Annotated in this window: 20 protein-coding genes; 9 read left to right on the plus strand and 11 right to left on the minus strand. The window is 61.7% G+C overall.

The window, feature by feature from the left end:
- Window positions 1–83 precede the first annotated feature (83 nt).
- The 6 genes from BJY26_RS02970 (at window position 84) to BJY26_RS02995 (ending at window position 5,386) form a co-directional block, all read left to right on the plus strand.
- Window positions 84–452, plus strand: a complete 369-nt coding sequence (locus BJY26_RS02970; RefSeq protein ID WP_179425523.1) for a hypothetical protein — start codon at window positions 84–86, stop codon at window positions 450–452.
- A gap of 217 nt (window positions 453–669) precedes the next feature.
- Entirely contained in the window at window positions 670–909 is a 240-nt protein-coding gene (locus BJY26_RS02975) for a hypothetical protein (protein ID WP_218852232.1), read from the plus strand.
- A gap of 61 nt (window positions 910–970) precedes the next feature.
- The gene (locus BJY26_RS02980; protein WP_179425525.1) at window positions 971–1,324 is read left to right on the plus strand and encodes a hypothetical protein; all 354 of its coding nucleotides are present in this window, start codon (window positions 971–973) and stop codon (window positions 1,322–1,324) included.
- Between the two features lie 325 nt (window positions 1,325–1,649).
- Window positions 1,650–1,862: a hypothetical protein gene (locus BJY26_RS02985; RefSeq protein WP_179425526.1), complete on the plus strand. Its 213-nt coding sequence runs from the start codon at window positions 1,650–1,652 to the stop codon at window positions 1,860–1,862.
- Window positions 1,859–4,294, plus strand: a complete 2,436-nt coding sequence (locus BJY26_RS02990; RefSeq protein WP_179425528.1) for an AAA family ATPase — start codon at window positions 1,859–1,861, stop codon at window positions 4,292–4,294. The genes BJY26_RS02985 and BJY26_RS02990 overlap by 4 nt, the downstream gene beginning before the upstream one ends.
- Before the next feature lie 468 nt (window positions 4,295–4,762).
- On the plus strand, window positions 4,763–5,386 hold the full coding sequence (locus BJY26_RS02995) for a recombinase family protein (protein ID WP_179429743.1): 624 nt from the start codon (window positions 4,763–4,765) through the stop codon (window positions 5,384–5,386).
- Between the two features lie 44 nt (window positions 5,387–5,430).
- Here the strand turns inward: BJY26_RS02995 and BJY26_RS19495 are convergent, their stop codons facing one another.
- Window positions 5,431–5,730, minus strand: coding sequence for a hypothetical protein (locus BJY26_RS19495; RefSeq protein WP_218852234.1), 300 nt, complete (start codon window positions 5,728–5,730; stop codon window positions 5,431–5,433).
- Window positions 5,727–7,148 carry an amidase gene (locus BJY26_RS03005; protein ID WP_179425530.1) on the minus strand — a complete coding sequence of 474 codons (1,422 nt, stop codon included), beginning with the start codon at window positions 7,146–7,148 and terminating at the stop codon, window positions 5,727–5,729. The genes BJY26_RS19495 and BJY26_RS03005 overlap by 4 nt, the downstream gene beginning before the upstream one ends.
- 209 nt (window positions 7,149–7,357) lie before the next feature.
- Between BJY26_RS03005 and BJY26_RS03010 the strand changes: the two genes are divergently transcribed.
- The 3 genes from BJY26_RS03010 to BJY26_RS03020 all read left to right on the plus strand — a co-directional run bounded on the left by BJY26_RS03010 (window position 7,358) and on the right by BJY26_RS03020 (window position 11,910).
- Window positions 7,358–8,650 carry an amidohydrolase gene (locus BJY26_RS03010; RefSeq protein WP_179425532.1) on the plus strand — a complete coding sequence of 431 codons (1,293 nt, stop codon included), beginning with the start codon at window positions 7,358–7,360 and terminating at the stop codon, window positions 8,648–8,650.
- A gap of 168 nt (window positions 8,651–8,818) precedes the next feature.
- Window positions 8,819–10,717 carry a glycoside hydrolase family 35 protein gene (locus BJY26_RS03015; RefSeq protein ID WP_179425534.1) on the plus strand — a complete coding sequence of 633 codons (1,899 nt, stop codon included), beginning with the start codon at window positions 8,819–8,821 and terminating at the stop codon, window positions 10,715–10,717.
- 41 nt (window positions 10,718–10,758) lie between these two features.
- Window positions 10,759–11,910 carry a magnesium and cobalt transport protein CorA gene (locus BJY26_RS03020; protein ID WP_179425536.1) on the plus strand — a complete coding sequence of 384 codons (1,152 nt, stop codon included), beginning with the start codon at window positions 10,759–10,761 and terminating at the stop codon, window positions 11,908–11,910.
- A gap of 138 nt (window positions 11,911–12,048) precedes the next feature.
- On the opposite strand, the gene BJY26_RS03025 is transcribed toward BJY26_RS03020, so the two are convergent.
- From BJY26_RS03025 to BJY26_RS03065, 9 genes are all read right to left on the minus strand, one after another.
- Window positions 12,049–12,918, minus strand: coding sequence for an ABC transporter permease (locus BJY26_RS03025; protein ID WP_179425538.1), 870 nt, complete (start codon window positions 12,916–12,918; stop codon window positions 12,049–12,051).
- A complete protein-coding gene (locus BJY26_RS03030; protein WP_218852235.1) occupies window positions 12,915–13,781 on the minus strand; it encodes an ABC transporter permease in 867 nt (288 codons plus the stop codon). Before BJY26_RS03030 ends, BJY26_RS03025 begins: the two co-directional genes overlap by 4 nt.
- Window positions 13,778–15,040 (minus strand): polyamine ABC transporter substrate-binding protein, encoded by a 1,263-nt coding sequence (locus BJY26_RS03035; RefSeq protein WP_179425542.1) that lies wholly within the window; start codon window positions 15,038–15,040, stop codon window positions 13,778–13,780. The genes BJY26_RS03030 and BJY26_RS03035 overlap by 4 nt, the downstream gene beginning before the upstream one ends.
- Before the next feature lie 12 nt (window positions 15,041–15,052).
- Entirely contained in the window at window positions 15,053–16,237 is a 1,185-nt protein-coding gene (locus BJY26_RS03040; protein WP_179425544.1) for an ABC transporter ATP-binding protein, read from the minus strand.
- A 342-nt stretch (window positions 16,238–16,579) separates the two neighbouring features.
- Entirely contained in the window at window positions 16,580–17,965 is a 1,386-nt protein-coding gene (locus BJY26_RS03045; protein ID WP_179425546.1) for an NAD(P)/FAD-dependent oxidoreductase, read from the minus strand.
- On the minus strand, window positions 17,962–18,873 hold the full coding sequence (locus BJY26_RS03050; RefSeq protein ID WP_179425548.1) for an ABC transporter permease: 912 nt from the start codon (window positions 18,871–18,873) through the stop codon (window positions 17,962–17,964). The genes BJY26_RS03045 and BJY26_RS03050 overlap by 4 nt, the downstream gene beginning before the upstream one ends.
- A complete protein-coding gene (locus BJY26_RS03055) occupies window positions 18,870–19,814 on the minus strand; it encodes an ABC transporter permease (RefSeq protein WP_179425550.1) in 945 nt (314 codons plus the stop codon). The genes BJY26_RS03050 and BJY26_RS03055 overlap by 4 nt, the downstream gene beginning before the upstream one ends.
- Complete coding sequence (locus BJY26_RS03060; RefSeq protein WP_179425552.1) at window positions 19,811–20,977, minus strand: polyamine ABC transporter substrate-binding protein; 1,167 nt, start codon at window positions 20,975–20,977, stop codon at window positions 19,811–19,813. The genes BJY26_RS03055 and BJY26_RS03060 overlap by 4 nt, the downstream gene beginning before the upstream one ends.
- Window positions 20,974–22,068 carry an ABC transporter ATP-binding protein gene (locus BJY26_RS03065; RefSeq protein ID WP_179425554.1) on the minus strand — a complete coding sequence of 365 codons (1,095 nt, stop codon included), beginning with the start codon at window positions 22,066–22,068 and terminating at the stop codon, window positions 20,974–20,976. The genes BJY26_RS03060 and BJY26_RS03065 overlap by 4 nt, the downstream gene beginning before the upstream one ends.
- Window positions 22,069–22,083: the final 15 nt, after the last annotated feature.

A 22,083-nucleotide genomic window follows, 5' to 3' on the forward strand; every position in this document is an offset into this window, starting at 1 on the left:
CCAGTAGCACCACAGAATCCGATCGAACCGGCCGAGCCGCCGGATGGGGACTGGACCACTTCCAAAGGCATCAACAAGTACGAGTGAGCAATCTACCCGCGGCAAAGACAGTGAACTTGCAGCCACCGGATGCGTTGAACGACTGGTACTTCTATAAGGGACCCATCACCGTTGCGCAGCGCCACACTCTGAGGTTGGTGGTCAGTAGCCCCTCCGACATTCACCTCGCTTTTGTTCCAGCCAAGTTCTGGACCGGTAATGCCGGGCCGGTCGATCTTGACGAATGGGTAGCCAACGAAACCGACTTCACGGGCCGCCCTTCTCGCAAGGGTTCCTGGTTCGGCGGACTATTAATCAAGGAGTCAGGCGGCTGTCTCGATTTGCACAGCGCCACACACGACGCCACAACTACGGTCCGGCTGAGCTATGACGCCGCTCTTTGCAACGGGTAGCCGGCTGACACGACGAGGGCGTGTGCACCGACGAATTCGCCAGGCCCGCTCAAATGGCCGCTGAGCGCGGATGCACACACCCAATAAACACATTCCGCCTGTCCCGCAGCGGGATCCCTAATCGGAGCACTTGGCCTGCCGGAGCTGTCGAAGTCGCCTCCGGGTCGTCTGTGCCGTCGTAGACTGGAATCACGAGGTGAGGTCGATGATTCCGACGATGATCCTTTTTGGGGTGCTGTTCGGTCGCTGGTGGCGTCCGGCTCTGGTTGCGGCAGTTGTCGTCTGGCCGGTGATACTCGTTGTGAGTGGTGCGATGAGTATCGGACCGGGGCTAGCGGCCGGTGCCGCGTTGGGACTGATCAATGCCGCGGCCGGAGTCGCATTGCACCAAGCCGGCCTGCACCTGATCCGCTTCGCTCGTCGTTCCTATCGACGCTCGGGCCGCGTGAGTTCGTGAGCGGCGGCTCGGTTGGCTTTGGTGACTGGCTTTGCTTTCGGGATTGGGGTGGAGGCGTGCGATGCCGTATTCGGTGGCCGATTATTACCGATTGAATTTCCGTGACCGGCAGGCAGTGAAATTCGCTGTCGATCGCGGCCAACGGTTAGACGATCCGAACTTGCGGCCGATCGCCGTCGCAACGGCCACGGGCTTCTTGGAGCGCGGTGGAGTCCGGGTCCTCAAGTGGCCACCCGTGGTTGTTGGAGTCATTATCGCAGCCGTCATCCTCATCTGGATCGGTCTTTGGTGGCTGCTGCTAGTCGCGCTGACTGTCGGGATTATCGGCGTGATCGCCACGGAACGTCAAGCCCGTCGCTTGCGCCCAGAATGGCGCGAGTCCGTCGCTGCGAACCAAGGCACTTCACGCCCATGACCCCGTAACAGGCCAACATGGCCACCCTCCACGTTCCGTAAACGGATCCCTTACCGGTCAAACACGGCGCTGATCAGCATCGTTAAAGTGATGTCCTGGCTGTGGAGTTCGTCGCTTCGTAGCGACGTTTGTGGTCGCTCCGTACTGCAGGTCGGGCCGCGCGTCATCTTATAACCATAGGTTGTGACACACGTTGGTTCTGAGACACATTGTTTGAGTGACCCGGCCTCAGAGTGCGGTTCAATGAAGAACCCTGGATCTTAACGAATCTCGCTGAAAGACGGTAATGCTAGTAAATGACGCCTCTACAGCCCAGAATGACAACATGCTCAACTCTGAGGAAGAAGCGCACACTGAGGTGCCAATGGACGACAACGTTCTTTCCGTTGTAGATCAAATCATGATCGAATTTGGTCGCTCCTTGGGAGAACTAGAGGGATTTTCGACTACCGGAGCTGATTTGGCGATACTTCTACGTCGGGAGAAGGCACCCACTGAAGCTGAAGTTCGTGCGATCCTCGAAGGTGCCACGAAATGATCAAAATCGAGATGCTACGCATCAACAACTTTCGAGGCATCCGCTCGTTTGATTTCAAGATGGATGAGAAGTCTTTCGTAGTTGAAGGGCGGAACGGGACAGGAAAGAGCGGCGTGATCGACGCACTCGAGTTCGCACTCACAGGATCCATCACCCGTTTGACAGGCAGAGGTTCGGCCGGGGTTTCGGTTAAGTCGCATGCTTCGCATGTTGACATGGTCAAGACACCTAAAGATGCTTGGGTCGAAATGACATTCACCGTCGTTGGGACAGGCTCGTCTCATGTATTGAAGCGGACTGTCGCGAAACCTCGGGAGCCAGCTTTGACTCCACATACTCTCGAATCTGAGGCCGCGCTCAATTGGATGGTGCAACATCCTGAGTTCGCTCTCACGCGAAGAGAGATAGTCCGCTTCGTTCTAGCTGAGGGAAAAAGTCGAGGGGAGGGTGTTGCGGATCTACTTGGTCTTCAACGTATCGGCCAAGCGAGATCGACATTGGTCCGGGTTCGCAATGTGGACAAGCGCGATTCTGATATAGCCAGAACAGATCTCTCTGGTCGAAAGGACAAACTACTTTCTGCGTCTGGAATCGAAACTCTAGATGGTGATGCGCTATTAACTGTGGTCAACACGAACAGGATAGGTCTGGGACTTCGGTCTGTCGTCGACGTAAATCCCGAAGGGATTGTCGCAGGAGTCGATTCTTCTGCGAGCAAGTCCGCATCGCTCCACAACCGGCCCGAATGGATAAACGAGCTGTCAATACTTGAGGCAAGTCTGAAAGCTTCCCTTCAAGATGACGTCGACGGGCAGCTAGGCCAATTGGTAGATGATGCTGCTCGTCGGACTGATTCGGTGGAGTTTATGACAGCGCTGAAGTCCGATGACCTTCTGGAATCTGCGCTGGAGCTGTTCGAGGGCGTGGAGTGCCCCGTTTGCGCAACCACCTGGCTCCCAGGCGAGTTTGAGGCGGTCGTTGCACGTAAAAGGGTTGAATCTACTGCAGCAAAGAACGCTCTAACGGCCCTCAGTGCTAGGTCCGGCCTTCTGGTGCCACGTTTTAGTGATTTACAGAACAAGATCTCGGATGTGCTTCCCATTGCGGAAGCGATGGACCACGAATCGACCGCAACAAAGCAGCAACTTGAAATAATTCGTGCGGCAATCAATACTCTCCTTTCCGTCGATTCGCCCTCGGAGCTAGCAGCGCTTGCTGTACTCGCGAAGTCGAATATGGAGCCAATTAGTGCCTGGCTTTCGGAGCTGCAACTGAAAGTTCAGGCACTCCCCTTACCTAGCGAATCGGATGAACGAAAGGGTCGCTTGCGGTCAATGTCGCATGCTCTGGATGAGTATAAACAACAGCAGCAAGTGGCTTCTGAACTGTCCGAAAAGTCTCGAAGATCAAGCGCAGTCTGCAAGGTCTTTGAATCGTCGACGTCTACGAGTCTTGAGCAAATCTATCTCGATGTTCAAACTAAGTTTGCGTCCTTTTACGCGGCTGTCAATGCTGACGATGAGAGCCAATTTTCTGCAACTTTAACTCCATCAGGCGCAGGCTTGGACATGAATGTCGACTTCTACGGTCGAGGTCAGTACCCTCCTGGGGCATACCATAGCGAGGGTCATCAAGATGCGATGGGGCTATGTCTCTATCTCGCTCTAGCCCAATTGACCATGAGCTCCAAATTTACCCTGTGCGCCTTGGACGACGTCCTAATGTCGATCGACTCGGGTCACCGCCGTCTCGTCGTTTCGTTGTTGATGAAGGAATTTCCGAACACGCAGTTTGTCGTGACTACCCACGACGAGCAATGGATGCGCCAAATGAAATCACAGGGTTTTGCACAAGGCCGTAACGTACTTCAATTTCGGACATGGAGTGTCGATAGCGGGCCTGTCGACTGGGCGAACTATGAACCGTGGGATGAGATTTCGACCTTCTTGGGTAAGGGGCAGGTGAAAGCTGCTGCTGGATCATTGCGCTCTTACCTTGAGCACATTGGGCGCGAATGCGCCAGCAACGTCGCAGCACCAGTCCCGTACAGACTGGACGGCCAAAATACGCTTGGAGAACTCTTCAACAGCAGCATCAAGGCGCTGAGAGCAACAATTAAAAAGGGAAAGAACTCTGCCAACTCTTGGGGGCATTCCGAGATTGTTGCTGAACTAGACGCGTGGGATACCCAAATACAAGCGGCAGCCCAGGAAGCAAAACAAGATGAATGGGCAATCAACACTGTCGTTCACTTCAACGAATGGGAGAATCAGACCCCGGCTGAATTTGCTCTGGTAGCGAAGTCGTGGAGGTGTTTGATCAAGGAGTTTTCGTGTAGCGAATGTGAGGGACTGGTGAGAATCGGAGGCGACCAGGAGTCTCTTCGTTGTGCTTGCACACACGTGTCAGTGAATCTGCTCGGTAAGTCTTGAGTGGGAATGCGGAATTATGCCGAGGCAGGTTCAGACGATGAGCTCTGCAGATGTTGTCGCTCAGTCTCGTAACCCTAGGGATATGAGACGTCTCGCCAGTCGGGTGCGCATATGAACGATGTCCTTCAGGTTTTCGCGGAATCCTGCGTGGTCGCTCGTCTCCAGATAATCTCACAACTATGTCTTGAAACCGTTCGGCTGAAGTGGAGTGCTCGACGTTAGTTTCGAGACATCTTGAGAGGACGTCACGGGGAAGTTGATCGGCTATGCGCGCGTCTCAACGAGGCGGCATCCGACTCAAATTCGACCAGCTCGGCATCCCTCTCGAATTCCTGTCACAATAGATGCGGACGATACCGTCTGTGTTACGTAGAATAAGTAACGGAATAAGTGACACAATAGTCTAGGAGAGCGAATCGTCTGAACGGTGTCACTTTATCGAACGAATAAGTGATGGAGGACCACCGGATGCTTGTCGGATATGCGCGGGTCTCAAAGGCCGATGGGTCGCAGACCACCGATCTGCAACGTGACGCGCTCTTCACCGCCGGAGTAGGGGCCGAACGGCTGTATGAGGACCAGGCTTCCGGGAAGAAAGACGATCGGCCACATCTGGCCGCGTGTCTGAAAGCGTTACGCGCCGGTGACACGTTGATCGTGTGGAAGCTCGATCGTCTCGGTCGGGATCTGCGTCATCTGGTCAATACCGTCCATGACCTCACCGAACGTGGCATCGGATTGAGAGTCCTCACTGGCCAGGGTGCGGCCATCGACACGACCACCGCGTCCGGGAAACTGGTCTTCGGCATATTCGCCGCCCTGGCAGAGTTCGAACGCGAACTGATCTCCGAACGCACCGTCGCCGGCCTCACCTCAGCCCGCGCCCGCGGACGCAAAGGCGGACGGCCGTACAAGATGACGCCAGCCAAGGTGCGACTGGCCGTAGCCTCAATGGGCCAACTCGACACGAAGGTCGGCGGACTCTGCAAAGAACTCGGTATCACCCGCCAAACCCTCTACCGCCACGTCTCTCCCAGCGGAGAACTCCGCGAGGACGGACGAAAGGTACTGAAGCAGAGCAAGAGCAAGTAACTTCGGGCGCGAATCCTCACGTGAGCTGCTCACGGACTATGACGTCAGTCGAGGGAGTGAAGGCCACTTCTGACATTTCGTGCCGTCGACTTCTGAAACTGACACGCTTTCTCGACAATGCTCTTCGGCTCTTTCAGCCGCGACGTGACGTGCTCGATAGGGCTGTATTCGTGCGTATAGGTGAATTCGTCCTTGAGAATGTTGATCTTCGTCATCATCTCGTCGATGCCGAACCGGTACGTCATCAAAAAGCGCGAGAGTCCGTCGGGCGGGAACATCAGCTGCTCAGCCGCCGTCTCGCCCGTCACCGACACACCTGTTTGTTGGGAAGGACTGTCCTTCACCTCATCCTGTCAAGCTCCGGACGGCGGGCACCGGCCGGGTTGAGTGCTTCAAATGCCTTCGCGATGCCCAACAGCTTCAGATCCCGGTTCGGCGGGCCGACAATTTGGACGCCGACCGGCCACCCTTCCGGTGTGAAGCCGGCCGGCATGGAAATGGCCGGGCACCCCGTCACGGTGATGAAGTACGCCGAGCGCATCCAATCCAGGTAGGAGGTCATCGTTGCGCCGTCGATGGTCTCCGGGTACTCCTGCCCGGCATCGAACGGCGGGACCTGGGAGACGGGCATGACCAGCACGTCGAACCGTTCGAAGAACCGCCATATGCGTTGATAGATCGCAGCTTGTTCTCCCATCGCCCTGGCGACGTCGTGCCCGGTGAGAGCCTCGCCGTCCCGAATGTTTTCCGCCAGCGTGGCCTTGAACTGATCGGGATGCCGGGCCAGCATGGGGCCGAGGTTCATCTGGAACTGCCACGCCCGCAACGTCGTGAAGGCGTCGTCGGCGCCGCTCAGATCGGGTGCGGCGTCCTGCACGTCCGCGCCGGCCGTCGAAAACACGTCGCGTCCGGCCGCCGTCACCGCGCGGACCGCCGGGTCGAGAGCGAGCGCACCGTTCAGATCGGCGCTGAATGCAACGCGCAATCCGGCCAGCGGAGTCTGCTCGATCCGGGCGAACGTCGATCCGGCCGTCGACAGTGACATAGTCGTCCTGTCGGTCGGCCCGGCGATGACCGACAACAGCAGCGCCAGATCGTCGACCGATCGAGCCATGGGCCCCTGTACGGCCAACCTGTCCCATGGCGTCGAATTCGGCCACGTCGGCACTCGTCCGGGGCTCGGCCGGAAGCCGACGACATTGTTGAACGACGCCGGATTGCGCAGCGATCCGCCCATATCGCTTCCGTCCGCCAGCGGAAGCATGCCGGAGGCCAATGCGGCGGCCGCACCGCCCGACGATCCTCCGGCGGACCGGCTGAGATCGTACGGGTTGTACGTCGTGCCGAAGATGGGGTTGAAGGTGTGCGAGCCGGCGGCCCATTCCGGCGCGTTGGTCTTTGCCACCGTCACCGCACCGGCGCCGCGCACACGTTCGGCCAACAGGTCGTCGGCTTCCGGCACGTGATCGGCCATCACGGGCGATCCATGCGTGCTTCGCCAGCCGGCAACGTCCACAGTGTCCTTGAACCCGAACGGCAGCCCGTGCAGGGCGCCAAGCGACCGGCCGTGCGCCGCAGCGTCGTCCGCCGCGGCCGCCGCCGCTTCGGCCTTGTCGAAATCGATGCTGACCAGCGCATTCACCTCACCGTTCACGGCGTCAATGCGTTCGCGGTGCAAGGCGAGAAGCTCGCGGGCGGAGATTTCCTTCCGGTCGAGCGCAGCCCGCATGTCGATAGCGGAACTGTACGTCGTGAGGGTCATGGCCGTCGCTTTCTGATCGGGAGGTCGACTTCCTCTCAGCCTAGCCGCGACCGAGCGGAGCCGAATTGGCGAATGTCGACAAATCGCCGAGCTCACCGACGAAATCTGTTCACCGGGGCTCTCGCCGGCGATGCCGAGCAGGGCATAATCGACTGTGTGAAGCGGCCGGTACCGGCGCTTTCCGACGGAACACGATGAAGGGCCCGACGATGACTCTCTCCGCTGCCGAACGCACCCGCGCGCTTCTTGCCGACTCGGCCGATGACCGGCAAGCCGACATCGTGGATTTCTATACCGATCTGCATACGCATCCGGAATTGTCGATGGCCGAGCACCGGACCGCCGGCAAGGTCGCCGAGCGGCTGCGCGCCGCCGGATACGACGTGACGGAGGGCGTCGGGAAGACCGGCGTGGTCGGCGTCCTGCAAAACGGCGAGGGCAAGACGGTCCTCGTGCGCGGTGACATGGATGCCCTGCCTGTCAAAGAAGCGACAGGGCTCGATTACGCCAGCACGCGGACCGTCGACGTGAACGGCACCGCGACCCCGACCATGCACGCGTGCGGTCACGACGTGCACACCACGTGCCTGGTCGCCACTGCCGAACTGCTTGCCGCGCACCTCGACTCGTGGTCGGGCACGCTGGTCATTTGCGCGCAGCCCGCCGAAGAGACTGCCGAAGGCGCCCTGGCAATGGTCGACGACGGGCTCATGACCCGGTTCCCGCGGCCGGACGTGTGCCTCGGCCAGCACGTGATGCCGGGCCGTGAAGGCACGGTGATGCACAAGGAAGGCATCGTGATGTCGGCGGCGGCCAATGTCGACGTGACAATTCACGGCCGCGGCGGTCACGGCTCACAGCCGGAGTTCGGCGTCGACCCGGTGGCGGTCGGCGCCTACCTTGTCACCCGCCTGCAAACGATCGTGTCCCGGGAGTTCGCGCCGTCGGACCCCGCCGTGTTGTCCGTGACCATGTTCCACGCCGGCTCGAAGGCCAACGTGATCCCGAACGAAGCAGTGATCACCATGAATATCCGGGTGCGGTCGGATCGCAGCAAAGACAAGATGCTGGCCGCCATCCGGAGGATCGCGGACGCCGAATGCCTGGCCGCCGGTTGCCCGGCCCCGCCGGACGTCACCACGTATTCCGACTTTCCCGTCACAGTCAACGACGCCGACGTCGTGCGCACCGTCCGAGCCGCCCACGAGGAGCTGGAGGGCGGCGCCGTCATCGAGGGCGCCACCATGATGGGCAGCGAGGATTTCTCCGAACTCGGAATCCCCGGCCCGGGTCGTTACGACGGCGCGCCGATCCCGTACGCATACTGGTTCCTGGGGATTACCGATCCCCGGACGTGGGATGCGGCCGAGGGTGACTCTTTCGCCGACAAGGTCGTGAACGTGCCGGGCAATCACACCGACAAGTTCGCGCCGTCCGCACCGGAACCGACCTTGTCGACGGGTGTGCGGCTCCTGACGTCGGCAGCGCTGGGCTACCTGTAGAGAGCGGCGGGCCCGAGTCCGACCGGCCGGGCTCAGGTCCGGGCTACCTCGCGCTCACCCGATTCCCAGCGAACTTTCGTATGATTTTTATTGAGTAGACGTCGGACATCTGAAATAGTCGAAGTCAACGGTTACAACGATGTAGCTCCCAACCGCAAGGAACTTCTCATGGGCGAGAACAACGCGCTGAATCCCCGAGCGCTGACGTATCGCGACGCGAGCCTTTATCGATTCGATCGGCCGCATACGATCCGCTCCGGGGCGCTTCACTATTTCCGGGTGCATCCGGGTTATTGGGCGGACCGATTGGCCCGTGCCAAAGCCATGGGTTTGAACACTATCGACACGTATATTCCGTGGAACTTCCATCAGCAGTACCGCGGCGAGCCCGATTTCTCCGGTCCGCGCGACCTCGAGCGATTCATCGGTCTAGCCGCGGACGCCGGCCTCGATGTGATGGTCCGCCCCGGCCCGTATATTTGCGCCGAGTGGGATAACGGCGGTCTGCCCAGTTGGGTCACCGGCATCCCGGGTATCCGGCTGCGCAGCTCGGACGAACGTTTCACCACTCCGGTGGCCGAGTGGCTGTCGCACCTGTTGCCGCGGTTGGCCCCGCTGCAGGCCTCGGCCGGCGGCCCGATCGTTGCGGTGCAGTTGGAGAACGAATACGGAAGCTACGGCGACGACCACGAGTATCTCCGGTGGCTGGCCGATACGTTCAGGTCGGGCGGCATCACGGAACTTTTGTATACGGCGGACGGGCCGACCGAGCTGATGCTGGACGGCGGCAGCGTCCCCGGCGTCCTCACGGCCGCCACTTTCGGCAGCCAGCCGAGCACTGCGGCGGCATTGTTGCGATCTCGGCGGGCCGATGAGCCGTTCCTCTGCGCGGAGTTCTGGGACGGCTGGTTCGACCATTGGGGAGAACGTCATCACGTGCGAAGCGCCGAAAGCGGCGCGCAATCGCTCGACGACATCCTCGCCGAAGGGTCCGTCAGCATTTACATGGCGCATGGCGGTACCAATTTCGGCTTGCGTGCCGGCGCCAACTTCGACGATTTCCAATTGCAGCCGACGATCACCAGCTACGATTCCGACGCCCCGATCTCCGAAAACGGCGCGGTGACGGACAAATTCTTCTCGTTCCGCAAGGTCCTCACCCAGCACGCTCAGGAGGATTTTCCCGAGCCGCCGCCCGTTCCGCCGACGCTCCCCGAGGAGTCGCTGCCCATCACGTTCCGCCGCGAGCTGCTCCCGGCGTTGCGCAATGTCGCCCCTGCGGTGGAGTTCCCGGCACCGCAAACGTTCGAGGAGGTTGGGCTGGACGCCGGGCTCATGCTCTATCGGGCCGCGCCGGTAGTCCCGGACGGCAAACACGTGCTCGAATTCCCGCGGCTGCACGACCGGGCGCAGGTGTATTCCGACGGCCGGCTCGCCGGCACCGTGCACCGACTCGGTTCGGGCGACGGACTTGCCATCGAAGGCACCGGTGACGAGTTGAGCCTGGAGATCCTCGTCGAGAATCTCGGCCGGATCAATTACGGCCCGAAGCTCGGCGAACACAAGGGCATCATCGACGGCGTCCTGATCGATCGGCGATTGGTGATGGGCTGGTCGATGGTGCCGGTGCCGCTCGACGAACTCACGCCGGACGCCCTCGGCGCGAACGGACCGGCGTTGGACATGCCCGATCGGTCCGACGACGTGCCGGAAACATCGCTGCGGGCCGATGCCGGGGCAACCTGGCCGGCCGGGGCTACGGCGGCCGGTGCCGCCGGAGTTGCAGGCGTGGCCGGCGTGGCGACGGCCGAGCTGACCATTGACGAGCCGGCGGACACGTTTTTGGCGTTCCCCGGGTTCGGCAAGGGCTTTGTCTGGATCGGCGACTTCCTGCTGGGCCGGTATTGGCACGTCGGCCCGCAGCGGACACTGTATGTGCCGGCGCCGCTGCTGCACGCCGGCACGAACCGGATCACGGTGCTCGAGCTCGAACGGATCGGCGAGCGCATCGAGCTGGCGTCCGATGCCGAATTGGGCCCGCACGAAGAGTACATCGAGACGATTTAGCCTCCCTCCCGGCCGGCCCGGTTTTGTGTTAAAAGAGAGCAATGAGCGATCGCAGGTTTCATCTCGGCTTCCGGGCTCGTCCGCGCCCGGCCGTTCCCGGCGCGCACGAGTCCGCGCCGGACCGGTCGGATGCCGTGACGGCTCCCGGCGACGGCGATTCCGAAGTCGTCGACGAGAGCCTCATTGACAACGCGATCTATGTCGACGGCCGGCGCGTCAGTTCGCCGACGTCGCTCAACGCCACCTACGCCGAGCTCGGCCGGCGCCGCGGCGCCCTTGCGTGGATCGGCCTGTACCGGCCGTCGGTGCGGGAGTTGAATTCGCTGGCCGCCGAGTTCGAATTGCACGAACTCGCGGTCGAGGACGCCATCAAGGCTCACCAGCGGCCCAAGGTCGAACGCTACGGCAGCACAATGTTCGTCGTGCTTCGCGCAGCCCAGTACTTCGATGAGAACGAAACCGTCGACTTCGGCGAATTGCACGTGTTCATCGGCCGCAACTTCGTGATCACTGTGCGCCACAGCGAGTCCCCGGACCTCTCCACGGTCCGGCATCGGATGGAGAACGACCCCGATCTGCTGGCAGTCGGCACCGAGGCCGTGTTGTACGCGATCCTCGACAAGATCGTCGATGGCTACGCACCGGTGGTGGACGGGCTCGAGAACGACATCGACGAGATCGAAACCCAGGTCTTTGGCGGCGACCCCGCCGTCTCCCGGCGCATCTACGCGCTCTCCCGCGAGGTGATCGAGTTCCAACGGGCGACGGATCCGCTTCGGGGAGCAATCACGTCGTTGGAAACCGGATTCGACAAGGAACGCGTCGACACCGAGCTGCAACGATACTTGCGCGACGTGTCCGATCACGTCGAACGCGTCTGCGAGCGCGTCGACGGTTTCCGCCAGCTGTTGCGTGAGATCATGTCGGTCAACGCAACGCTGATCGCCCAACGGCAGAACTCCGACATGCAACATCTGACCGAGGCGAGTTTGCGCCAGAACGATGACATGAAGAAGATCTCCAGCTGGGCGGCCATCTTCTTCGCGCCGTCACTCGTCGGCACCGTGTACGGAATGAACTTCACCCATATGCCGGCACTGGACTGGTATTGGGGCCTGCCCGCATCGCTGGTGATCATGGTCGGCGGTGCCTTCGTGTTGTACGGGCTGTTCAAATGGCGCGGGTGGCTCTAACCGTTAGCGTCGCACTCCCGCAAAACGCCCCGTGGCGTATAGCCCGCCCCGTCATGACGGGGCGGGCTATACGCCCCGGGGCGTTCCCGACGACGCCGGGCGTTTTGGCGGGCGGGCCGGCCGAAGACCGGTGGCCGGTTACTCGGCTGGTGTGCGGCTCGATTTGTCGCGGCGGCGCATGATGGCGATGTTGCCGAGAACCAACAGCACGCCGAAAACGAAGATCAGGGTGCCCATCACGTTCACTTGCGGTGGGGTGCCCACCCGGCTGGCACCCCACACCCACAGCGGGAAGGTCAGAGTTTGGCCGGCAGTGAATTGGGTGATGATGAAATCGTCGATCGACAAGGCGAAGGAGAGCATGGCGCCGGCCATCACACCGGGCATGATGACCCGCAGCGTGATGAGCCTGAACGTCGTCCACGGACCGGCGCCCAGATCGGCGGCGGCTTCCTCCAGCGACTGGTCGTATCCTGCGGTGCGAGCTCTCACGGTGATCGCGACATAGGCGATGTCGAACATCACGTGCGCCACGACGATAGTCCAATATCCACGCGGTATCCCCAATGAGACGAAGAGCGACAGCAGCGCAGCGCCGATGGCGATCTCGGGGGCCGCGATATTCGCAAAGAGGAGCAGGTCGATTCCGCTGCGTCCGCGGAATTTGTACCGGCCGAGCGCCAAGCCGACAAAGGTTCCCAGCACCGTCGCTATCACCGTGACGATGACGGCGATAGTCAGCGAATTGATCAACGCGTTCGTGAGGTTGGGGATGGCGAACAATTCGCGGTACCACCGGAACGTGAAGCCCTGCCACACGAAGTTGTACCGTCCGGTCGTGGCGTTGAACCCGAACGCGATCATGACGAGGATGGGCAAGCACAGCCAAAAGATCACCAGCCAGGTGTACGCGTGCAGCAAACGTCCGCGTTTGCGTGGCCGCCGCTGCGGTTCGGTCGCTTCCGGGGCCGGGTCGACCTGCCCGGGCCGCGTGGTGGAGAGTGTCATCCCGCAGCCGCCTCCATGACCTCGTCAGTACCTTGCACTTTCGCGTACACCAGCACCCCGACCAGCAACACCGCCAACAGAATGAACGACAACGCGGACGCCGACGGGTAATCGCTATTGGTGATGTACAGGGTCTGAATGACATTGCCGATCATCGTCTGCCCCGTACCGCCGAGAATGCCGGCGTTGATGTAGTCCGACGTGGCCGGCACCAATGTCAGCAGCACGCCGGCAAAGACACCGGGAAGCGACAGCGGGAACACTATCCGCCGGAAGGCTTCGAAGCGTCCGGCGTACAAATCGCTTGCGGCTTCGAGCAGCGCGGGATCCATCCGCTCCAACGAGACATAGATCGGAAGCACCATGAAGGGCAGGAAGTTGTACGTCAGTCCGGCTACGACCGCGAAGCCCGTCGCCAGCACGTGAAAGTCGGAAGAGATGAGCCCGAGCGACTTCAGTGGTCCGAGAATGATGCCGTTGTCAGAGAGCAGGAATTGCCACGAGATCGTCCGCAACACGAACGTGACGAAGAACGGAAGGAGCACGAGAAACAGGTAGACGGATTTTCGTCGTCCGCCGTGGAACGCGATCCAGTACGCCATCGGGTAGGCGATGGCGATAGTCGCGATAGTCGTTATCACGCCGTAAATGATCGAGCGGATGAATTGCACGTGGTAGAGACTGAGCACCTCGGCGTAGTTCTGCACGTGGAAAGTCTGCGTGAACCCGTTGAAGATATCGCCTTGCTGCATGGACAGCGACAGCATGAAGAGCATCGGGACGACGAAAAAGAACACCATCCACAGGCCGCCCGGGAGCACCTGCAGATAAGGAATCCAGCGGCTCCGACGCTCTGAGCTCATCCTTGGAACACCGGCTCGAAGATGTGGTTCCATTTCGACAGTTCCTTGGACGTCGGGATGTGCCCCAGCGCCGATTTGGCGTATTCCGCTTTCGTGGGAAATACGGCGTAGCTATCGACGAGTGCCTCCAAGTACTTCTTCTGGCTCTTCTTGGCTGCCGCGTGGGCGTCCTTGGTGATCAGCCCCCGAGCGGCCGGCACCGGGCAGATGTAGTTGACGTATTCGGTGAGGTCGGCCGCTTGGCGCGGCTTGTAGTAGAAGTCCATGAGTTCCATGGCGTCGACCGGGTTCTTCGCACCCTTGAACATGATCATGTTGTCGATCCAGAAGATCGCCTTTTCCTTGGGGAGTGCGAATTTCAGCTTCGATCCCGACAGGTTTTGCTGGAAGACGTCACCGGAATACGCCATGGTGATCCAGATATCGCCTTTTGCCAGCGCGGAAATATAGTCCTGATCGTAGAATTTCCGCAATTTCGGCTTGATCTTGCGGATCCAGTCGGCCGCCTTCTTCCAATCGTCGACAGTCGACTTTTGCGGGTCCACGCCGATCGCCAGCAGCGCGCAGTTGGGAAGGTCGACGGTGTTGCCCAACATTCCGACTTTGCCGGCGAATTTCGGGTCGGCCAAGTCTTGCCAGCTGGTGATCTCACGCCCCGTGTACTTCGGGTTGTAGCCAATCCCGGTGAACCCTGCCTGCCACGGCATGCTGTACTGATTGCCTTTGTCGTATCCGCGCTTCGTGAACTGAGCGCCGGCGTTGGCATAGAAATTCTTCATCCGGCTCTGGTCGAGTGGCACCAGGTAGCCGAGTTCGAGGTACTGAGAGAAGTACTGGTCATTCTGCACGATGCCCATGTCGTATCCGCAGTACTTATCGGCTTCCAGGCTCGGGCGCAGCTTGGCGAAGAAGTCGGAGTCGCTTTGGATCACTTCGAAATAGTTGACGGTACTGCCGGTTTCCTTCTTGAACGCGTCAAGCGTGGGGTGATCACTCTTGTTCTTCGGCGACACATCCATGTACAGCGGCCAGTTGCCGAAGTTCACGGTTCCGGTCTTTTTTTGTTTGGACCAGAACGCCTTCACCTTGTCGTCGGAATCGCTGACCTTCTTCTTTTGGCCCTTGACGCCGCACGAGGCCAGTGCAGCGGACCCTCCGATGACTCCGGCACCGACGCCGCCCAGGCGCAGGACGTCGCGCCGGCTCGCCCGGCGCTCTGTGAGGCCGCGAAGCAGGACGGGATCAATGTGATTGTTCATGGCGTTTGTCCTTTACTGATCCGTGGAGCCGTCGCCGGCATCGTTTCCGGCAAGTTGATAAGAGTGGTCGGCCGACCAGCTCAGCCACACGCCGTCGCCCGTCGCGAAACGATCGTGAGCCAGGGCGGTGTTCTGGCTGTACACGGTGACGTCGGCTCCGGGCGATGTGGTGACTATGTAGTGCGTGGAAGTGCCGAGGTACACGACTTCTTTGACGGTTCCTCGAACTGTGCAACCGGCGTCGGACGGCGTGGAGGCGACTGTCATCTTTTCCGGCCGGACGCTGAATTCGAGCATGTTGCCGATCGCCGCCTGCCCCCGTAACCGCACTTGGAGTCGCTCATCGGACGACGCGCCGATCACCGCAATGTCACCGTCGATCCGTTCGATGGTGCCGGTCAGGATGTTCGACGTACCGATAAATCCCGCGACGAACCGGTTCGACGGCTCCTCGTAGATTTCCCGTGGATTGCCAAGCTGTTGAATGCGGCCGTCGGACATCACGACCATCCGGTCGGACATGGTCAACGCCTCGCCTTGATCGTGCGTCACGTAGATGAACGTGATCCCGATTTCCCGTTGAATGCGTTTGAGTTCAAGCTGCATGGCTTGGCGCAGCTTCAAGTCCAAGGCGCTAAGTGGTTCGTCGAGGAGCAGCGCCCTGGGCCGATTCACGAGTGCTCGGGCAAGCGCCACGCGCTGCTGTTGCCCACCGGAAAGTTCTTTCGGTTTGCGGTTTTCCTTCCCTGCCATGTCGACAAGCGTGATGAGGTCGCCGACCCGGGTGGTGATTTCGGCTTCCGGCAGCTTCTTCCGCCGCAGCCCGAACGCCACGTTTTCGAAGACATTCATATGGGGGAACAAGGCATAGCTTTGAAACACCATGTTGACGTCACGCTTATTCGACGGCGTCCTGGTCACGTCGTTGCCGTACAGGAGAATCGTCCCCCGGCTCGGCTCTTCGAAGCCGGCGATCATGCGCAAGGTTGTCGTCTTGCCGCAGCCCGAAGGGCCGAGCAGAGAGAAGAACTCCCCCTGCCGAATGGAAAGGTCGATTTCCTCGACGGCTTGAACGGTTCCGTGCCGGGTGGTGAAGTCCTTGGTGACGCCCTTCAACTCGATGGCGGGCACTCCGGATGTACTTTCACCGCCCATTGATGCATGCAGTGCTGCGTCGTGCTGAGCCACTCTGCTCATAGCGCCCCAACCTTGAGGTCCTCCCGGTCCTACATCGGCCCGAGTAGTTGAAATACATTGTGACATGAGTCACGTACTCACACAAGGGATTCCAATAGAATCGAGTAGTAATACGACTCGATCCATTGTTCAGCTAAGCGACTGAGATGAAATCAGTAGCTATCCGCGGACTTTATAAACCGCTTACTCGGAAGCCGCTCTTCCTCGCCGCTACCTCCCGCAATACGCCCCGTGGCGTATAGCCCGCCCCGTCATGACGGGGCGGGCTATACGCCACGGGGCGTTCCCGACGGCGCCGGGCGTTTTGGCGGGCGGTACCGCGGCACTTGCAGCCCGCCGCCTCTACGAGTCGAAACCGACCCCTACGGCATCGAGTGCGCGCAGCCACAATCCACGGCGTCCCTCGTTGGCGTCCGAGCGGATCATGGCCTTGGTCGTCAAGCCGATTCCGGCCCACGCCAACGGCTCGGGCGGGAAGGGCAGCGGCATCTTCTTCACCATGTCGAGTTCGGTGCGTTCGGTCGGCCGTCCGGAGAGCAGATCGAGCATCACGTTGGCGCCGAACCGAGTCGCGCCGACGCCGAGACCCGTGTACCCGGCCGAATACGCCACGCGGCCCCGATGCGCCGTCCGGAAGAACGAGAAGAACCGGCTACACGTGTCCACTGCCCCGCCCCACTGGTGGGTAAACCGGAGCCCGGCCAGCTGCGGGAACGTCTCAAAGAAGTGCCGGGCCAGCTTGTCGAAGGTCTCGGGGCGCTGATCGTAGTCGGCGCGCAGCTGCCGCCCGTAATGGTAGATGGCGTCGAACCCGCCGAACAGGATCCGGTCGTCGGCGGTGCGCCGATAGTAATGGAACCGGTTCGACACGTCGCCGATCCCCTGACGGCCGCGCCAGCCGATCGAGTCGAGCTGCTCCGGGCTCAGCGGCTCGGTCATCAGCGCGTAGTCGTACACCGGTACGGTGTGCAGCCTGGTGCGGCGCAGCAGCGATGGAAACACGTTCGTGGCGAGCGCGGCGTGCTGCGCCGTGATCCGGCCCCGATCGGTCGCCAAAGTCAGCCCGCCGGCGTCCGACGTCAGCTTGCGCACGACAGTGGACTCGTAAATCTGCACGCCGAGTTCCCGGCACGCCGCGGCCAGGCCCCACACGAGCTTGGCCGGGTGCACGAGCGCCGTGCCGCGGGTGTCCCATAGGCCGGCCAGATAGGTGGGCGAATTCACCTCGGCACGCACCGAATCCCGGTCCAAGAACACGGCGTCGTCACCGGCTTCGCTGCGCAGCCATTCGATTTCGTGCGGCCGGGTGGCGACGGCGAGCTCGCCGGTGCGCTCGAATTCGCAGTCGATGCCGTACCGGGCCACTGCCGATTCGAGTTCGTCGAGGTTTTCCAGGCCCAGCCGATTCAACGTGTCCAGCTCACCCGGAAAATGGTTTTGCCCGTTGGCCTCTCCGTGGGTCAGGCTCGCCGAGCAGAATCCGCCGTTGCGGCCGGACGCCGCCCAGCCCAGCTCGCGTCCTTCAACAAGCACCACTCGCCGGCCGGGATCGCGTTCCTTGGCCATGAGCGCCGTCCAGAGGCCGCAGTATCCGCCGCCGACCACTACCAAGTCGGTGTCGACGGTTCCCTCCAGCGCGGCAACGGAGTCCGGGCGCGCCGGGTCGTCCAACCAGAACGGCACGGGTTTGGCGCCGGCGAGGGCGGTGTGGATAGCGTCTGTGTTCACGACTCCCCTGTCATTGTCTTCACGATGTCCGATGTGTTTTCGCCAACGCGGCGCAGCACGTACCCGACAACCGCCAGCGCAATGAGGGTCAGTACCAGCATGACCGTCGAGAGCGCCGCGACTTCGGGTCGGAGCGCCACGCGCACCTGCGAAAAGATGTAGACGGGCCATGGCGTGTACCCGGGCTGTTGCACGAAGCTCGACACGATGGTGTTGTCGAGGCTGAGCGTGAAGCCCATCAGCGCACCGGCCATGATGCCCGGCCCGGCCATCGGCAGCGTGATGTCCCGGAAACGGCGCCACGGAGTCGCGTACAGGTCGCCGGCCGCTTCTTCAAGGGACTCGTCGAGCCCGGCCATCCGCGCCCTGATGATGAAGGTGACGACCGCCATGGATTCGACGGTATGAGCGATGATCAGCCGTACGAGCCCGTTGTTCAACGGCGTGATGCCGTGGTCGACGCCGAGCGAGACGAACCAGGGCAACATGGCGATGGCGTCCACGATCTCCGGCGTGACAAGCGAAATGGCCAGCAGCGCCGTGAGGCCGAGCGCCCACTTGGCGCCGTGTTTTGCCCTGGCCAGGGCGATCCCGCCGAGGGTGCCGAAGATCGTGGCCAGGATCGCCGTGCCGACTGCCGCCTTGAGCGAGGTCAGCACGGACGACTTCATGACGTCGTTGGTGAACGCGTGCACGTACGCCTGGAAGCCGAAGCTGTCCCAGGACGCGAGCAGTCGGCCGTTGTTGAACGAATACACCACCACGACCAAGATCGGCAGGAACAAGAAGGCGAACATGATGACGCCCCACACCGTCAAGGCGATGTTTGCGCCGTCGCGCTTGCCGGCCGCGCCGTCCGTGTTGCCGGCCCGCGACGCCGTCGCCGTCCCGCGTTCATTGCCGCTCATGCCGTGACCTCCGCTTCGGGACGTTCCGTAGCCGGCCGGCGCCCCGTCGCGCCGGCGGGTATATCGACGCGCAGATGCCATTTGATGAGCCGCTTGACGATGAGCACGATGACGCCGACCACCACGACCGTGGCAAGTACGAACAGCATCAGGACGACGGCCATGGCCGCGCCGAGCGCCCAGTTCGCGCCGTCGTTGAATTGGCTTGCCACAAGGGTGCCCACCATGGTGCCGTGCGCGCCGCCCAGCACGGACGCCGTGATGTAGTCGCCCATGAGGGGCACGAAGATCAACAGGCAGCCGCTGGCGATGCCGGGGGCGGCCATCGGCAGCGTGACCTGCATGAAGGTCCGCCATCGCCCTGCGCCCAGGTCGCGGCTGGCTTCGCGCAGGTTCTTGCCGGCCCTGTCGATCGCCACGAAGAGCGGCAGGATCATCAGCGGGAGATAGTTGTAGACGACGCCGATCTGCACGGCCGCGCGCGTGTACAGCACGTCGAACGGGCCGCCCAGACCAATTGCCCCCACGGCCTGCGAGATGAATCCGGACGGCGACAGGATCACCTGCCAGCCGAGTGTGCGCACAAGAAAGTTTGTCCAAAACGGCACAAGGACGAGCGCCAGGAGAATGCTGCGCCGGCGCGGCGGAACCTTCACGGCGAGCCAGTAGGCGAACGGGACGCTGATAATCAGGCAGATGAGGGTGCCGATCACCGAGATCCGCAGCGTGGCCAGGAACGTCGAAAGAAATGTCGAGCTGAGCGCTTCGCGGTAGCGGTCCAGGGAGAGCGTGTCCGTCGAATAGGTGGTGAATTCGTCCGGTTTGTAGCCAAAGCTGTACCAAATGACGAGCGCGACCGGGATCACGAAGAAGAACACCATGTACGCCCAGGTGGGGAACGACAGCCCACCGGGCCCGAAGAGTCGCTGACGGAGTTTCATGCGCCGCTCCTTGCCTTCGTCTTGTTCAATATCTCGTTCAGCCGTTCGGTGGCCGAGTTGATCTTGGACGGCGTGAGCCGCTTCATCACGTCGTCGGCCGGGAAGATCAGCTCGGTGTACTTGACCTTTTCGCGGCGGGCGCGTGCTTCGACGCCGCCGACTCCGGTGGCGTAGCCGATGTATTGCATCTCGTTGAACGACACGTCCGGTTCGAGCATGTAATTGATGAACTCGTACGCGGCATCGGGGTGCTGGGTGCCGCGGGCGATTGCCCACGTGTCCATCCACAGATTCGCGGTCGGCGTCGGATACACGAACTTCCACTTGTCCGGATGTTTCGAGGCCATGATGGCTTGCCGGGCATCGCCGTTGTACGCGTGCAGCAACGTGAATCCGCCTTGCGAAACGGCGGAAGTCGCAGTCGACAGATACGCCTTGATATGCGGTGCGATCTTATTGACGAGGAATTTCTCGCACGCATCGAGAACCGCGGTGTCCGTTGTGTTGGGGCTTTTCCCGTGTGCCGCCAGGTAGCAGCAGCACACTTCCCACGGGTCGGTCTGCAGCGCCGTCTTTCCGCTGGCTTCGTGCTGGACGGCGTCCAGAAAGTCCGACCACGACGTCAGATCCCGCTTGATGGCAGTGGTGTCGTACATGAAGCCCGTGGTGCCGGAGGCCTTGCAGATCGCGTACTCGCTGTCGGGGTCCCAGGTCTGGTGAATATAGGCCGGATCCATCGCTGAGAAATTCGGGATACGCGATTTGTCGAGTTTTTGCAGCAGCTTGTGTTCGGCCATCTCCGGCACGAAGAGTCCCGTCGGCACGACTATGTCGTATCCCGATGTGCCACGAGTGGCCGACAGTTTGGCAATCATCTCCTGGTTCGATCCGAAAGAGGCGATCTGCACGCTGGGGCCGTGTTTCTTCGTGAAGCGCTTGATATCGGCCGGATCGGAGTAATCGCCCCAGCTGTACACGTTGAGCAGGTTCTCCGGCTTGCCGTCCGGTACGGCGGACGACGCCACTGCCGTTCCGGCCGAACAGCCGGCCAGACCGGCACCGGCCAGCACGCCGAACCCGGCAAGCACGGCGCGTCGGCTGATGGTCCCGGCCTTGTCGCGGGGAGCCAAGATCCGCACCGGCTCGTCGTCGGCCCGGCTCACGGCTCGAACACCTGCATCTGCTCGGGCTGCCAGGAGCAGAAGACGGAATCGCCGGCGGCTACCCGTACCGATTCGGCGCGCGGTTTTCGGCACAGGATCTCGGTTTCGTCGTCGGCCACGACGACGTATTGGACGACGTCGCCCAAGAACGAGGTGCCGGCGACCCTGCCGGCCACGACATTCACGCTCGCATCCGGCCGCCGCGCGCTCAATGCGATCGATTCGGGCCGGACGGCGACCCGGACCCGCCCGTGGTGCCCGGCGGCCTGCGGGCCGCCCATCGGCCCGTGCGCCGACTCGAGACGGCCATCGGCTGCCACGGCATCGAAGAAGTTCTGCCGGCCGATGAATCCTGCCACGAACGCGTTGGCGGGGCGCGCGTAGATTTCTTCGGCCTCGCCGACCTGCTGGACGGCGCCGCCGCGCATGACGACGATCCTGTCGCTCATCGACAACGCTTCTTCCTGGTCGTGCGTGACGAAGATGAACGTCGTCCCGAGCTTCTTTTGCAGCAGTTTGAGTTCCAGCTGCATCTCGTCGCGTAATTTCCGGTCGAGGGCCGACATCGGCTCGTCGAGCAGCAGGACGTCGGGCCTGTTCACCAACGCGCGGGCCAAGCCGATCCGCTGGGCCTGGCCCCCGGAGAGCATACGGGTGTCGCGTGCGGCGAATGAACTCATTTGCACCATTTCGAGTGCTTCCCCCACGCGGGAGTTGATGTCACGGCGCGCCGTGCGTCGCTGACGCAGGCCGTAGGCGACGTTTTGCGCGACGCTCATGTGCGGGAAAAGCGCGTACGACTGGAAAACGGTGTTGATGGAGCGTTTGTGCGCCGGGACTGCGACGATTGATGCGCCGTCCAAACGGATATCGCCCCGGTCGGGGGTTTCGAAACCGGCGAGCATGCGCAGCAGCGTGGTCTTGCCGCATCCGGAGGGGCCGAGCAGCGAGAGGAATTCGCCGGCGCGGACGTCCAGGTCGATGCCGCCCACTGCGGTGACGGAGCCGTAGCGCTTCACGACCCGGCTGAGGGTGACGGCGCCGCTCGCCGCGTCGCGGGCGGGCCGCTGCTGGGTCAACGTGTCGGTCATTGGTGCGTCCAATCG

Source organism: Spelaeicoccus albus, assembly GCF_013409065.1.
GTDB classification, from domain to species: domain Bacteria; phylum Actinomycetota; class Actinomycetes; order Actinomycetales; family Brevibacteriaceae; genus Spelaeicoccus; species Spelaeicoccus albus.